This is a genomic window from Paenibacillus hubeiensis, assembly GCF_032334105.1.
Taxonomy (GTDB): Bacteria; Bacillota; Bacilli; order Paenibacillales; family Paenibacillaceae; genus Paenibacillus; species Paenibacillus hubeiensis.
In genome coordinates, this window is the sequence record NZ_JAVYAE020000023.1 from 1 (window position 1) to 15,179 (window position 15,179).

The window sequence follows — 15,179 nt, forward strand, 5'->3', positions numbered from 1 at the left end:
GGTTATTGCGCTAGTAGGCTCAACAGCGGTGTATATTTGGGCAAGAAAAAAACAAAATACGAAGTAATGTAATCAGCTGTCGAGGGACAAGAACATGTTCCCATTGAAGTCGCTATTTTAGCGGCTTTTTTATTTTATCGGTACAAGTTCTTGTCCCAAGCTAAGGACAAGAACTTGTACCGATTGCCGGAATGGACAAGAACATAGCCCGATTTCCGATTAGATGGATATCTAAACATTGAGCGAATACACTTAAAACCGCATTAAGTACCATAATAAATGAAAATGTTCACATTGTTATAGAACAACTGAAGCGATGAGAGGTTAAATACCAGCGTTAGGTTTTAAAGCAGTGTAATATTGTACCGAAACTTGCAGTTGAGGACAAGAACATATTCCTATTCCCGATTAGGCATATATCTAATCATTATTTTAGCCGTTAATTCATTAAATAACGGGCAGCTAGTTTAATTACTCAACTTTCGCACCTAGAAAAATGGCTTAAACCATTGAGTGCGTAAGGATAATTCAGTAGATTTACTCGTATTGACAAAAAAACACCTCGCTTGTTTGGTATCATGGAAGTGCGACCAACCATGCCAACAAGAAAGGTGTGTAACCCTATGTTACAACAACATTCCCTGTCTGAACAGTCTCGTTTTTCTAAACTTTTTGCTACACTTCACATCGGGAAAGCCTTGCGGCATGCAGGCATTTCCAAATCATTTGGTCTTTCCAGTTTAGCCATTTTTCGAATCGTGTTCTCGTTGGTTTTTGAAGGAAAAAATTGGTTTCGCCTTCTGGAAAGTGACCGCGGAGCCGACCTGCCAGGAAAAGATGTTGTCTATCGATTCTTGAATCAATCTTCCTTTGCCTGGCGGCGATTTTTGCAGACATTAAGTCTTCAGGTCGTACGCTATTTTGAATCGCTCATTTCCTCCAAACGCGTACGTGTATTTATCGTTGACGATTCAGTACTTAGCCGGAACCGGAGTAAAAAAGCAGAGCTGCTGGCACGTGTATTTGACCACTCCACAGGCAAATACATCAAAGGCTACACCATGCTCACCCTCGGTTGGTCGGACGGTTTTAGCTTTGCGCCGCTTGATTTTGTCATGCTGTCTTCCGCCAAACTAGCCAATCGTTTTTGCGAAATGGCCTCCCATCTCTCGAGGCGTAGCCATGGATACAAACGCCGAATGGAGTCTTTTTTCCGTAAGCCTGATGCGGTTGTAGGCTTGTTAGACCGAGCTTTAAAAGCCGGCTTCACTGCGGATTACGTGCTCACGGACAGTTGGTTTACGCAAGCTCCACTTCTTCGCCAGCTCACAGACCGAGGTCTGCCTGTGATTGGAATGATCAAAGAAATGAAGCAGCGACATCTCGTACAGGGACAGCGAATGACACTGAGTGCCGTGTTTCAAAGCCTGCCCAAATCGAGTACAAACGACATCAAAGGTTCTGTGGTCGTGCATACTTCGTGTGGTCTGCCCGTGAAGCTTGTATTTGTGCGCAACCGAAATAAGAGACGAGAATGGCTCACCATTTTGAGTACAGATGTTACGCTGGACGCCGCTGAAATTGTACGAATCTATGGGATGCGTTGGAGTATTGAGCCCTTTTTTAAAGTTACGAAGAGCTATTTGAAACTGGAAACCGAATTTCAAGGACGCTCCTTTGACCAACTGATTAGCCACACGACGGTGGTATTCAGCCGTTATTTGGCGATGGAATATGAACGGCGCGAAACCAGTGATGACCGCACACTGGGAGGACTCTTTTTTCTCTTTGCCGATGAGGTTCGTGATCTGGACTTCCAGACGGCGCTTCTGCAACTGATGAGTTTATTTCTCGACATGTCTCAAGCAAAAACAAAACAGAACAAAACGGACATTTTTTGTCAACTACAAGAATGGATCTCTGGTTTACCCAGCTATATCAAGGGTTTGTTTGGAGATTTGAGCTGCGAAAGTTGAGTTAATTACAAAAGGGAATTTTATATTTTTATAGAAAGTAAAATAAAGTAAATTACTTCTGGGAAGTGATCTGACATTTGCAGCGTCTAATGATAATTTTGCACTTTCAAAAAATTATTTATTTTAGCAAGGAAGAGATTTAGAACAAGAGTTATTTCGGTTTCATTTTGAAAGTAGTCCCCCTCAAGCACTTTTTAACACCATGGGTCCTTACCAGGGAGAGGATGGCGGATTTAGAACAAACGGCGGACAGGATTATACGAACGAACAATAATTCGTCTTATCTCCTTGGTTTGCTATCCTTCCACGTTCACAATCCAATTTTCCCATGATCCAAGGCCATGATCATACGAATAACTTGTCATCTATCCTACCCATTTTCTTCATACTATAATGTGGATATACCAAAGAGGAGGGGATATGATGACTGTTACAGTAGATGAGCAGCAACAACTTAAAGCATTGATTCGACAGTACATAGACGAGGAAAGAAATGTGGATAAGCTAGTGGATTACTTATCCAGGCATGAAATAGTTGGATTAGAGGTATTTGCATATTTGGGATTTGATAAGATGGATGATTATTTATTTCAGCCTATTACTAAAGATGTATTTATTAGAAGGATTCCATTTTATTTTCATCAATCAAAAGGAAATTTAGACAACCTAGGTACTCTGTATAACTTTGTAATTCGTGTGATTGAATATTCTCGTAATAGTTATGAAGAGGAGTTAGAACGCTTCTACGTTGCACTTGAACAGCTATACCATGACTATAGACTTGATACGGTTACTATTTTCAATTACACCGTTAGACAAACTGGATATGTGGGAGAATTCCAATCCATTTACACTTGGCTACATTATCTTGAATTGGCTCGGAAACTTGGTGTGGAAGAGAAAACGCCAAAGCATCTTATCGTGGATTACAACACAGTCAGAGAGAGGGCTGGACTTAAACCGATTATATATGAGATTCGTGATATGTATGTTGGAGACTATATTGAAAGAAATGGAAACACATTAAAGATGGAGGGTATATTTCCATGTGATCGCAATAATCAACCTATACTGAAGTGGATTGGTGTGAGAATTAAAAATGCCAAGAGGATTTGGGTTGATGTTAATGATAAGCTTAAAGGGTTTCTGTATGTAGAAATCACGCCTAAGACAAAAGTGTGGGGACTCAATGTGGTATGGAGAAGATGAAGATGGCTCTGATATTTGGTATGACCTATATACAGGCCCATTGTTGATGGAGTTTGATTATAAGGTAATTAAAGATAGACGTGTTGCAGTAGGAATGACACAGAAACAACTTGCTGAAGCAATTGGGGCTTCAGACCGAACACTTCAAAAATGGGAACGTGGAGAAACTACACCTGATGGGCATTACCTACTGAGACTGATGAACGCATTGGATATCAAGGAATTGAGTGAGATCACTAAGATTCAAGATGTAGATGATTTATGAGCAGGAGGTTTATAAATGGTAGTTAGGAGAAGACTTAAAGCTTTGTTTAAGGAACAGTTTGAAGAGCATATCCCTGATTTCACTAAAGCATCTAATTTTTCTGCGGCTTGATGAAGAACTATTTGTGTTGCAGTGTAAAGAAACATCTATTAAGGTAGCGATTGATTGGAAAGAAGTACGTGATACTCATACTTATTTACGAAAAAGTGACTATGATGACTTGTTAACGTCTCTAGACCAGAGAAGCCTAAAAAAACACAATAAGAAGTTAAATATATTTGATGATTGTGGCTTCCATTCTAATATGTATGGTGAGTATCTTCTAACGTTTGATTCACTATTAGATCATTATTATTATTATGAGAAAGAGTTTAAAATTGGAGATATAGAAATTGAAATTTCAGAACCAAGTAATTTATACAGAGTTTTATTTAGCAGATTTACACTTGAGGATACATTTGGAGGCTGGAGTGATTTGGGTACAGTGAGAGTACATGGGTTTAGTTACAGAAACTTGGAATCCATCCTACAACAGGTATTATTACTAATTGCTATTAATGACTCACCTGAGGAAATTCTTACTGGAGATTATCCTCAGATTGTACCTTATATGTATGAGGGAGATAATATTTCTTGGAACTCTAGAGACCAAGAAGAATTATGGTTGTCCGAGTCAAATGAGTATCCTGTTGCAAACTATTTTGAACCAATCTCCTTTTATAATAAAGCTATGAGACTAGAAGAACCTATCTATTTTTATCGGGTTATTGAATACTTCTTTATTATTAATTTGAAGTCTAATTTTGAAAAAATGATTGAATCTTATAACAAATCAAATAATATTGATCTAGTAATACAAGAATGTAATAGTATATACAGTAACAGAGAAGTTGATTTACTAAAGAATTTACTTTCAAATATTAAAGGAATTAGTGAGTTAGTTAAATTCGCAAACGAAATTGAGTTAATTCATAATTTGGAGACATCTACACTAGCAAATGAACTGTATGCATATAGGAACAGTATTGTGCATGGTAAGGGTGACGTAAGGTTGGCTTTAAGTGTTCCGACAATATTAAATGACAATACGAAGGATGCTAATTGGTTAATTGTCCTTAGAAAACTTACTGAAATGGTAATCAAGCAATTCTGTTTCTAGGGAGCAGCGTAGCCAGATTTTAAAGTGACAACTTTTACCTAGCCAATTACAACATGGATCGGCTCTCAATCCTGTTAAGTTAACGGGAAACATTAACTCAATACAATAAGAAAGCAGCTGACCAATTGTGATCGGCTGCTTTTATTTAAACTAACAGGAAGATCAAGGGAAGGAAGGTCTCGGTTGTAGAATGACATAAAGTTCCCTACCACGCTGGAATTTGACATAAAGTTACCACCACCCTGGAGAAGAAAGAAGTTAAATCATCTGTTTATTTACATACGAAAACCTTTCTAAATTCGTGACAAGTTCTTTTCCTGAGCTGGGGATAAATTTCATTAAATTAACGGACAGAACAGTTCGGCAGGGATCATTCAAGAAAGAGACTTCTCTCAAGAAACCCTATAAAGATAAAAAAGGGAGAAGTAACAGTAACAGCGTAATCTATTCCGTCAATCTTTTGGAGTATTCAATGAATTGATTTATGAAGCAGAAATAATGTTTGCATTTACGTAGTTCACATCATAAATAACATATCATTTTTCCAAAAAAGAAATCATTTTACCATATATTTAGGATCATTTAATCTACTCTTAAAAAGTAACCGATTTCATTATTTATATTTACCAACGGAGGAGAGCAAATGGATCATAATTTGAAAGAAATTATAAGTCAGATGACATTGGAAGAAAAAGCAGAACTCTGCTCAGGTAAAGATTTCTGGAACACCAAATCAATGGACCGCCTTGGGGTTCCCTCTATTATGATGACAGATGGCCCTCATGGGCTTAGAAAACAAGAGGGGAGCGCGGATCACTTAGGCTTAAACAAAAGTGTACCGGCTACCTGTTTCCCATCCGGAAGCGGACTTGCCTCTTCGTGGAATCGTGAACTTGCCTATACGGTCGGGAAAGCAATCGGACAAGAAGCAGCGACAGCGGATATTTCCATTGTTTTGGGGCCTGGTGTGAATATCAAGCGTTCCCCGCTATGCGGCAGAAATTTTGAATATTATTCAGAAGACCCTTATCTATCGGGAACTTTGGCAGCAAGCTATATTCAAGGCGTACAAAGCAAAGGGGTAGGCACTTCCATTAAACATTTCGCTGTAAACAATCAGGAATACAAGCGGATGTCGGTTGATGCGGTGGTCGATGAACGGACTTTGCGGGAAATTTATCTGGCTAGCTTTGAGTATGCAGTGAAAGAGGGAGAGCCATGGACTGTCATGGCCGCCTATAACAAAGTAAATGGTGACTTTTGTTCCGAGAACAGCCGGTTATTGACTGAAATTCTCCGGGAAGAATGGGGGTTTACAGGCGTAGTGGTGTCAGATTGGGGAGCTGTTAATGAGCGGGATCATGGACTAGCCGCCGGTCTGGATCTTGAGATGCCTTCCAGCAACGGGATAGGATGCAAGAAAATTATTGAAGCTGTTCATTCGGGCGAGTTGAGCGAAGAGGTGCTGGACCAGTCAGTGGAGAGGATTTTGTCACTTGTATTCAAAGCTCTAAATAGCCCGCGGGAGTTAAAAGCCGTTGATAAGGATTCGCAACACCAGATGGCCAGAGAGATTGCGAGAGAATGCATGGTCCTTCTTAAGAATGAAGATGGCATTCTTCCTCTGAAAACCGAAGATTCCATTGCGGTGATCGGTGCGTTTGCCCAAAAACCACGTTATCAGGGCGGCGGAAGTTCACATATCATGCCGACGAATCTGGATAACATCTATGAAGAAATCCTTAAATCAGCTAGTGCTGGTGCAAATATTTCGTATGCAGCCGGTTATTCTTTGGACAAAGATGGTGTAGACGAAGAACTGATTCAGGAGGCAGTGGAGGCTGCAAGGAAGGCGAAAGTTGCGGTTGTTTTTGCAGGACTGCCCGAACGTTATGAATCCGAGGGGTTCGACCGGAAACACCTTCAATTGCCGGAAAGTCAGACTGCTTTGATTGAAGCAGTCGCGGAGGTTCAAGATAATATGGTTGTCGTACTGAGCAACGGTGGCCCACTTGAAATGCCTTGGCTAGATAAAGTTAAGGCTGTATTGGAGGCGTATCTGGGAGGACAGGCATTGGGCGGAGCGATCGTTGATATTCTCTTTGGAAATGTGAGTCCAAGTGGAAAGCTGGCTGAGACATTTCCTAAAAAACTGATCCACAATCCGTCGTACTTGAATTTTCCCGGAGACGGCGAGACTGCCGAATATCGAGAAGGTATTTTTATGGGCTACCGTCATTACGATACAAGAGATGTGGTGCCTTTGTTCCCATTTGGCTTCGGTTTGAGCTACACCCAATTTGAATATAGTGATTTACAGGTTAGTCATAAACAGATCAAAGATACCGATACCGTAACGGTTACAGCAAAAATCAAAAATACGGGTAAAATGGCAGGAAAAGAGGCCGTTCAGCTTTATGTACGTGATGTGGAATCAACGGTCCCACGTCCACTCCAGGAGTTGAAGGGATATAAGAAAGTTTCTCTTGAGCCGGGGGAAGAGACGGCCGTACATTTTGAACTGGACAAAAGAGCCTTTGCTTACTACGATGTTAAGCTGAAAGACTGGCACGTTGAGACAGGGAAGTTCGACATTCTGGTCGGAAAATCTTCAAGAGAGATTGAACTTGTTGAAACCGTAGAGGTAGAGTCGAGCATTGTTCTTACTAAAAGAATAACTAGGCATTCCACGTTTGGTGAATTGCTGCAACATCCCATCGGAGCTGAGATTATGGGAGCGATGGGACAATATGACGGGAATGAGACTGGACTCGGCGAGGGAATGCAGGAAATGATTTTGGGTACCACATTACACAATGCCGCACTTATGAGCAACGGCCAGTTCACGGAAGAAACACTACAGAACATACTTGCCGCCGTAAACCGTTGAATAACGGAGAGTTTGAATAAGCCCGACGTTGCCCGGGCTTATTCTTCTCTAAAATATCGTCTGCTGATATTGTTTAGGAGTGATGCCTGAATGTTTTTTGAATATTTTGGTGAAATAGCTCTGATCCGTAAAACTCAAAAGAGACCCGATCTCAGAAAGTGGAGTTCTCGTAAATTGAATCATATTTTTAGCTTCCTCAATTTTAGTCTGTTGAATATATTCATTAACGGGAACCCCAACTTCCTTTTTAAAGAGCACAGACAAATAGTTTGGGCTGATTCCGGCATGTTCCGCTATTTCTTCGTGTGTAATTTTGGAATAACGATGGTTATAAATATAATTTTTGCAAAGCGTTACGATTTTGGAATGCTGCGTTTCTTTAACTTGAGACACTTTCTCGGTTAATGAAAAAAATGCTTCCAAGCAACATTGATCGATTTCTTTATCGGTCCGTAGATCCTCAAGGCGCTGTATGTAAAGATCGCTTACTGAAAAAGCAATCTCCGAATAGAGCCCCCCGTCAATTGCAGCTCTGGCTGCAAGAGCTATACCGATGATGCCAAGATTCTTTTTAGAACGAATATGACTGGATTTGGACAGGACGCCCGTATTTTCATGACCAAGTTGTGTAAAGTGTTTGAGAGCTTCTATTTTACCTTCCTTGACGATCGTCAACAATTTCTTTTCATTCAATGGGTTATGATGTGGAGCTTCATCATAGTTTTTTGGAGAATGATTGGACTCGAGCATATTTTTTTCCTTGATCTGCATACCGCGCAAATAGTCTTGTACTACAGCATCAGCTTCGATCAATTCATGATTAAACATTTGGTTAACCAAGATCGCTATGTTGATCAGCCTCTCATGGGGTACGACAGGAACAGACTGATAGTAATGAAATACTTGTTCCCGATTTGCAAAGAGATGCGTGTCATTGATAAGCCCATTTATTTTATATTCAATCAAAGTAAATGGAAGGGAAGGTCCTAAAATGACTGTTCCGTCATAGTTCAGATCGTTACCAATGCGAATTAGAATGTAGTTCTCAAAAAACATCGTTCTTACAACGTAAGGATCTTCTTTACATACGGATGGATCAAACCCCAACACTGTAAAAAAGAATTGCTTGTCGTTTTTATACAGCGGATTAAGTATTCGATTACCCAACATTTCGAATATAACCTCTCCGGTGGAGCTTACGAAGAAGATGGACATATTAAAAAGTTCTGAAATGAGTTTACATTGACGTTTTAAATCCATATTGTGTTTGGCTCCTTTTTTACTCATCTTATAACATCAAAATTATAAAATTACAATCATATTACCATATTGTATGCAGAAAATTCATTATGATATGTATAGTAAGCGCTGACATTTTGATAATCGATCTATGCTGAAAGGTGGTTCATTTATGAAATTAAAAGATTTTCGAATTGAATACATGCAAAACCCCATTGGGCTGGACACAATAAACCCAAGATTCTCATGGAAATTAGTATCCACTGAACAGAGTGTAATGCAATCCGCTTACCGAATAACAGTGACACAAGCTTTGCAGAAAGTCTGGGATTCTGGAAAGAGGAATGCAGACACCTCCATTTTAGTGGAATATGCTGGCCCTCGTTTACAAGCCTCGACCTTGTATCAGGTTCAAGTCGAAGTTTGGGATAACAAAGGTAATCACGCAGCAATTGAAGGACATTTTGAGACCGGGTTGCTGGAAGGCAGCAACTTTCAGGCAGAGTGGATCACACATCCGTTCCCGAGCGAAGAAACCGCTCCCCCCGTTTTCTCAAAAGAATTCACCGTTGAAAAGGAGATTCAGCAAGCCCGTATCTACGCGACCTCCCTCGGTGTTTATGAAATTGCGATCAATGGGACAAGAGTAGGGGAAAACTACTTTGCACCTGGATGGACGAATTACAACGAACGCTTGCAGTATCAGACTTACCGTTTGGACGGGATGCTGGAGAGTCAGAATAAAATAGAGATTACGGTGGGGAATGGCTGGTATAAAGGAATTTTTGGTTTTACTTGCACTCCGAACCATTACGGGGACAAAGTTGCTGCACTCGCAGAAATCCATATTATCTATACGGATGGGACAAAAGACATCATTGCAACCGACAAAACCTGGCAGGTTACTACCGGACCTATTCGTTTAAGTGAAATTTACATGGGTGAGACATACGATTCTTGTTTTAATGAAAGTCAATTTTTCAATGTGGAAACTGCTTCTTTCGATAAAAACCGCCTTGTCGCTCAGGAAAATGAACCTGTCAAAATTACAAAAAAGCTTCCTGCACTTCAGTTGATTACAACCCCTAAAGGAGAATACGTCATTGATTTCGGGCAAATCCTTACCGGGTTTGTAGAGCTTCGAACGAAAGGGCGAAAAGGTCAAATTGTAACCATACGGCATGCCGAAGTCCTTGATAAGGAAGGTAATTTCTATCCGGACACTTTAAGACAGGCGGTATCGATTGATCGATTGATCTGTAATGGTACAGAACAAATCTTCCGCCCACATTTTACATTCCACGGATTTCGCTATATCGCCATTGAAGGCTTGGATGTGATTCGGCTTGATGACTTCACGGCTTGTGTACTGCACTCCTGTATGGAGGAAACAGGTAGTTTCATGACCTCAAATGCAATGGTGAACCAATTGCAAAGCAACATTCAATGGAGCCAAAGAGGCAACTTTCTCGATATACCGACGGACTGTCCTCAAAGAGACGAGCGTCTGGGGTGGACAGGAGATGCACAGGTGTTTGCCGGGACGGCTGCGTTCAATATGAATGTCGCTTCCTTCTTTAAAAAGTGGCTGCGCGATCTGGCCTCTGAACAAACCGAAGAATATGGGGTTCCCCATGTCATCCCTAACATTCTTGGAAATCAAGAAGGGGCCGCCGCCTGGAGTGATGCCGCTGTTATTGTTCCTTGGGTCATGTACCAAACCTATGGAGACCTTCGACTGTTGCAAGAACAGTACGACAGTATGAAGGGATGGGTCGATTATATAGCTACTCGTTGTGGAGCAAATGGGCTGTGGCAGACCGGCTATCAATACGGCGACTGGCTGGGATTAGACAAAGAGGAATTTAGTAACGAAAGAACAGGGGCTACAGATATTTATCTGGTGGCTAATGCGTACTATGCATATTCGACTGAATTGGTTGCAAAGGCAGCCAAACTGTTGAATAAAACAGAAGATGCCGTCCGGTACGAAGAATTGCACCATCAGATTAAAAAAGCCTTCAATACAGAATATATTTCTGCAACCGGCAGACTGGTCAGCGAAACTCAAACGGCCTGCGTGTTAGCTCTGCACTTCAACCTTGCAGAGGAACGGTACAGGGATCGGATTCGCAAGACGCTTGAAAACAATATCGCGAAACATAAAAATCATCTCACGACAGGATTTGTTGGGACTCCATATCTGTGCCACGCTTTATCTGACAATGATCTGCACGAGCTTGCCGGTACCTTGTTTTTAAAGGAAGATTTCCCATCCTGGCTGTACGCCGTAAAAAAAGGGGCTACAACGATTTGGGAACGGTGGAATTCTATTCTGCCCAATGGTGACTTCGATACATCAGGTATGAACTCCTTAAATCATTACGCTTATGGTTCCATCGGCGAATGGATGTATAGAAAACTCGCGGGAATTAATCAAATTGAAGCAGGTTATAAGAAGATTCTAATAAAACCTCAATTCATCCGAGGAATCAGTTCGGTAGATGCTACCTTTAATTCGGTCTACGGAGAGATAAAAAGCTCCTGGTCATGCAGGGCGGGTAAAATTATTGTAAATGTAACTATACCGGCAAATACAACAGCAATTATTGTGCTCCCTGAGAAACCAGGGCCTGTGGAGGTTGGTTCCGGATCTTACTGCTTCGAATATGCTACGCAAACTAGCCTCGAAAGAGAACGGTTTACGATGGATTCCACACTCAAGGAGATTGTGGAAGAGCCCGCAGCAGTTCAAATGTTAAACGAATATGCTCCCGGTATGCTCGATCACCCGATGATCCAATATGCTTATGATTTATCTGTAAGCGAAATGCTGGCCAATACTCCCGAGGAGACAGAACAGTTATTCAGAAAAGTCTTTCAAATGCTGAACGCTTTGAAGGTGTAAGGGGGGACAGGTTTCAACATAGATGGCGCTGCTGAATACCAGCAGCGCCATTTTGTGTTGCAGAGGACATTGAGATGCTATCAAAAACACAATGAAAGCGCATAAAAAATAATGGATGCTAAAATGAAATTACTAAAAAAGAAATGAAGTTACCATATTTATGCCCGTAGGAGGACTAAAATAATGTTTGAAAGCGGTAACATGAAGCGAAAGAAATAAGGGGGAACAGCAATGAAAGCAGAACAGGATATCTTTAATCCACCAGTTGTAAAAGCGAATAAAAAGTCTAGTGCATTAGGCCTTGATGCCCAAGGGATTCAAAAAACGATGAGACCTTACCACTACTTAGGAGACGGAGCGGCGCAAGTTGCCTTAAACTCCATAAACGGACTGATCGGGATGTTAACTTATTTTTATACAGATAAGGTAGGAATTGCAGCTGCAACGGTGGGTACGATTATGCTCATCACCAAGTTTATCAATGCAATAGCCGACTTGCTGATGGGCAGGGTGGTTGATGCGACGAAATCCAAATATGGAAAGGCTAGGCCATGGATTCTATGGTTGGCTCTACCAGCAATGGCCTCTATCATATTACTATTCACAGTACCTGCCGAGGCATCAACAAATGTAAAAACCATATACGCTTTAGCTACAGTAGCCTTTGCTTCAGCCATTGTGTATACGGGAATTGCAATCCCTTACGGAAGTTTGATGGCAATCCGCACCAGGAGTGTAGAAGAACGTGGCAAAATGGGCCTTACGCGTACCATCTTTGGATATATTATAGGCATGATTATTTCTATCGCATTAATTCCGGTGACCAATATGCTTGGTGGGGATCAGTCCGCATGGATTGTGGTTGCCGTTGTGCTGGGGATCGTATCCTTCATTGCATTGATTCTGACATTTCTGGCTTCCAAAGAAAACAATGGCGGTGTGAGTATAGTTGAAAGCGATAACGTCCCTTTTTGGGAAAGTATCAAGCTCTTATTCAAAAATAAATACTGGGTTATTATGCTGTTTGCTCAATTATTGATCAACATGATGTATACGCTTAACGGCTCAACAGGAATCTATTACACAAAGTATATTCTCGGGAATGAAGACCTGATAGGAATCATGGGGGCAGTTGGATTGATTCCGGTATTTTTAGGTTTCGTTATGGTAGGGCCCATGATCAAGAAATTCGGACTTGCAAGAACAGCGCGGATTGGTATGATTTTTGGCATCGTTTCATCACTTATTCGTTGCTTTATGCCATATAACTTTATTGCGGCTTTAGTACTTGGCGGCATCTCGACTCTGGCAACAATCCCAATGATGGCTGTGGGCGGGGTGTTGGTGAACAACACGGTGGAATATGGTGAATGGAAGACAGGTAAACGGTTAGTTGGGATGGTCAACAGCGCAAACAGCTTTGGTGTTAAAATTGGCATGGGCCTGGCAGCTGCAATGATCGGCTGGATTTTGGCAATGGGTAACTATGACGGGGCGTTAGTGACACAGGCGGATTCAGCGATTACGAGTATCCTGGTTCTGACGGTATATCTTCCCTTGGTGATATTTGTTCTTACGTATATCTGCTTGCGCAAGTACGACTTAGATGAGAAATACCCTCAAATTGTAAAGGAACTGGAAGAACGCCGGAATTCTTAGGGAGGTATGAAATGACGAATATCTCCTGCTTGAAGAACGGTTGAACATTTAGGACAGCAAAATAGTGACCGTACTGCACGAACCACCTTTTAGGGTGAAAGCAGTACGGCACGCTAAGCCAGATCGTTTTTCAATAAATCAACATCTGTCATATTTCGAATAATTCAGATTTAAAGGTGGTTTCAACATGAACATTCGCACTAAAACGCTGCTTTCTTTTGGTACAGTCATTCTATTGTACATCATCGCTCTTTCTTATCAGAACTATAACAGTACGATTCAGATTGAAAAATTGAATGAGATGAAGCAGGTCACGCTTAGTTCTGCGTTGGTAGCACAAGAACTTCAGCAAACGCTGACGGATTATCAAATCCAGATTATGCTGCCTGCGATCGGATACGCTTCTCAGGAGTCTGTACAGGCAACTACCCGAGACCTGTTAGAAAAATTTAATTCGCTTCTTCAGGAGTACTCATCGCTTAATCCTAGTGTTACTGTGACAATAGCTCAAATCAAAGCAGCCTATTCCGAATACATAGAAAAAGGAAACGTTGGTGCTGGAGAGCAGCTAAACAAGCTTATCCTTGACTTGAAAGAAAATAATGTGAACCAGATCAACAGTACTGTTGAGACACTTATCTCCGACAATCAGAGGGCAAATCAGCAAGCTTTTTACTTTCAAATCGGAGTGGCTGTTTTTGTTATTATACTTTCCTTTTGGTTGTCAAACTCTCTTGTTCGACCTATTCACCGGCTTGTAGAGGGAGCTGGCGTGATTAGCAAAGGGGATCTGAGTCAACCTGTTCGTAAGCAATCCCGCGATGAGATTGGCATGTTGGCATCCATGTTCGAGGTTATGAGGTTAGGTCTTTCGCGGTTTATCCATTCTGCTCAAAATACATCCAATCTGGTTGCTTCCTCCAGTCTCGTTCTTTCGGATCATATGGAAAGCTCAGTAGTTTCCATGAAGAGCATTACAGCTTCTGCCAAAAAAGTATCATCGGGAGCCCACGAACAAATGAAATCAACGGAGGAAACAGCCTATGCCATGCTGGAAGTGGCTAAAGGAATTGCAATGATTAGCGAATCCAATAACGAGGCTGCTCAGCTTTCTTCAGCTACGGAGCAACAAGCAAGAAGGGGATTGCATCTTCTGTCCAATGTACAGTCCCGCATGGATCAGTTAAACGACACGATGGAGGTTATTATGGCTTCCGTAGGGACCCTGGAGCAGCATTCTGTTACGATTCATCAGATCGTTGAACTGATTGCAAGTGTTGCTCGACAAACGGATCTGCTTGCGCTTAATGCCGGAATTGAAGCTGCGAGATCAGGCGAGCAGGGAAAAGGCTTCGCGGTAGTCGCTCAGGAAATCCGGCTGCTTGCAGATCAGACGCGCAACTCGTTGACCCACATTTCCCGAGTAATCGTGAGCATTCAGGCGGATACGTTATCAACAGTAAGTGCGGTCGATCAGGGCAAAGAGGGATTGAATCTGACTTTATCGGCTTTGGAGGAAGCTGGCACTGCTTTTACAGCGATTACAAATTCTGCGGCAGAGATTGCCGGGCAAATCCAAGAGATTTCTTCTGCATCAGAGCAATTGTCTGCTAGTTCCGAACAAGTCAGTGCATCCATCGATCAACTTACCATCATTGCGCAAGGAGCTTTTGAGGAGAGCAGTGCCATGGTACATGCGGTTGAGCAGCAAATGTCCGTTGTGAGCGAGGTGCAACAATCAACAATCGAGATGAGAACTTCAGTTCTGGACATGCAACAACATATCTCAACGTACCGAGTATAACTTGTTTTTTTATGGGATGAAAAAAGTTTCGAATTTCTGGAATTAAATGAAGTTATTTGAAAGCAAACCC

The 15,179-nt window shown here is 41.6% G+C and carries 9 protein-coding genes; 8 read left to right on the top strand and 1 reads right to left on the bottom strand.

Going from position 1 to position 15,179, the window contains the following annotated elements; translation table 11 throughout:
* Positions 1-623: 623 nt before the first annotated feature.
* The 5 genes from RSX24_RS30360 to RSX24_RS30380 all read left to right on the top strand — a co-directional run bounded on the left by RSX24_RS30360 (position 624) and on the right by RSX24_RS30380 (position 7,499).
* Positions 624-1,976 (top strand): IS4 family transposase, encoded by a 1,353-nt coding sequence (locus RSX24_RS30360; protein WP_343262706.1) that lies wholly within the window; start codon positions 624-626, stop codon positions 1,974-1,976.
* 423 nt (positions 1,977-2,399) lie between these two features.
* Complete coding sequence (locus tag RSX24_RS30365) at positions 2,400-3,185, top strand: XRE family transcriptional regulator (RefSeq protein ID WP_343262707.1); 786 nt, start codon at positions 2,400-2,402, stop codon at positions 3,183-3,185.
* The gene (locus RSX24_RS30370) at positions 3,166-3,450 is read left to right on the top strand and encodes a helix-turn-helix domain-containing protein (RefSeq protein ID WP_343262708.1); all 285 of its coding nucleotides are present in this window, start codon (positions 3,166-3,168) and stop codon (positions 3,448-3,450) included. Before RSX24_RS30365 ends, RSX24_RS30370 begins: the two co-directional genes overlap by 20 nt.
* A 124-nt stretch (positions 3,451-3,574) precedes the next feature.
* Entirely contained in the window at positions 3,575-4,609 is a 1,035-nt protein-coding gene (locus RSX24_RS30375; RefSeq protein ID WP_343262709.1) for a hypothetical protein, read from the top strand.
* A 643-nt stretch (positions 4,610-5,252) separates the two neighbouring features.
* Positions 5,253-7,499, top strand: a complete 2,247-nt coding sequence (locus tag RSX24_RS30380) for a glycoside hydrolase family 3 C-terminal domain-containing protein (RefSeq protein ID WP_343262710.1) — start codon at positions 5,253-5,255, stop codon at positions 7,497-7,499.
* A gap of 48 nt (positions 7,500-7,547) precedes the next feature.
* Here RSX24_RS30380 and RSX24_RS30385 read toward each other — a convergent pair whose 3' ends face one another.
* Positions 7,548-8,759 (bottom strand): helix-turn-helix domain-containing protein, encoded by a 1,212-nt coding sequence (locus RSX24_RS30385; RefSeq protein ID WP_343262711.1) that lies wholly within the window; start codon positions 8,757-8,759, stop codon positions 7,548-7,550.
* 151 nt (positions 8,760-8,910) lie between these two features.
* Here RSX24_RS30385 and RSX24_RS30390 point away from each other — a divergent pair, with 151 nt between their 5' ends.
* The 3 genes from RSX24_RS30390 (at position 8,911) to RSX24_RS30400 (ending at position 15,109) form a co-directional block, all read left to right on the top strand.
* Positions 8,911-11,646 (top strand): glycoside hydrolase family 78 protein, encoded by a 2,736-nt coding sequence (locus RSX24_RS30390; RefSeq protein WP_343262712.1) that lies wholly within the window; start codon positions 8,911-8,913, stop codon positions 11,644-11,646.
* 231 nt (positions 11,647-11,877) lie between these two features.
* Complete coding sequence (locus RSX24_RS30395; RefSeq protein ID WP_343262713.1) at positions 11,878-13,305, top strand: MFS transporter; 1,428 nt, start codon at positions 11,878-11,880, stop codon at positions 13,303-13,305.
* A 187-nt stretch (positions 13,306-13,492) separates the two neighbouring features.
* On the top strand, positions 13,493-15,109 hold the full coding sequence (locus tag RSX24_RS30400) for a methyl-accepting chemotaxis protein (RefSeq protein WP_343262714.1): 1,617 nt from the start codon (positions 13,493-13,495) through the stop codon (positions 15,107-15,109).
* Positions 15,110-15,179 lie beyond the last annotated feature (70 nt).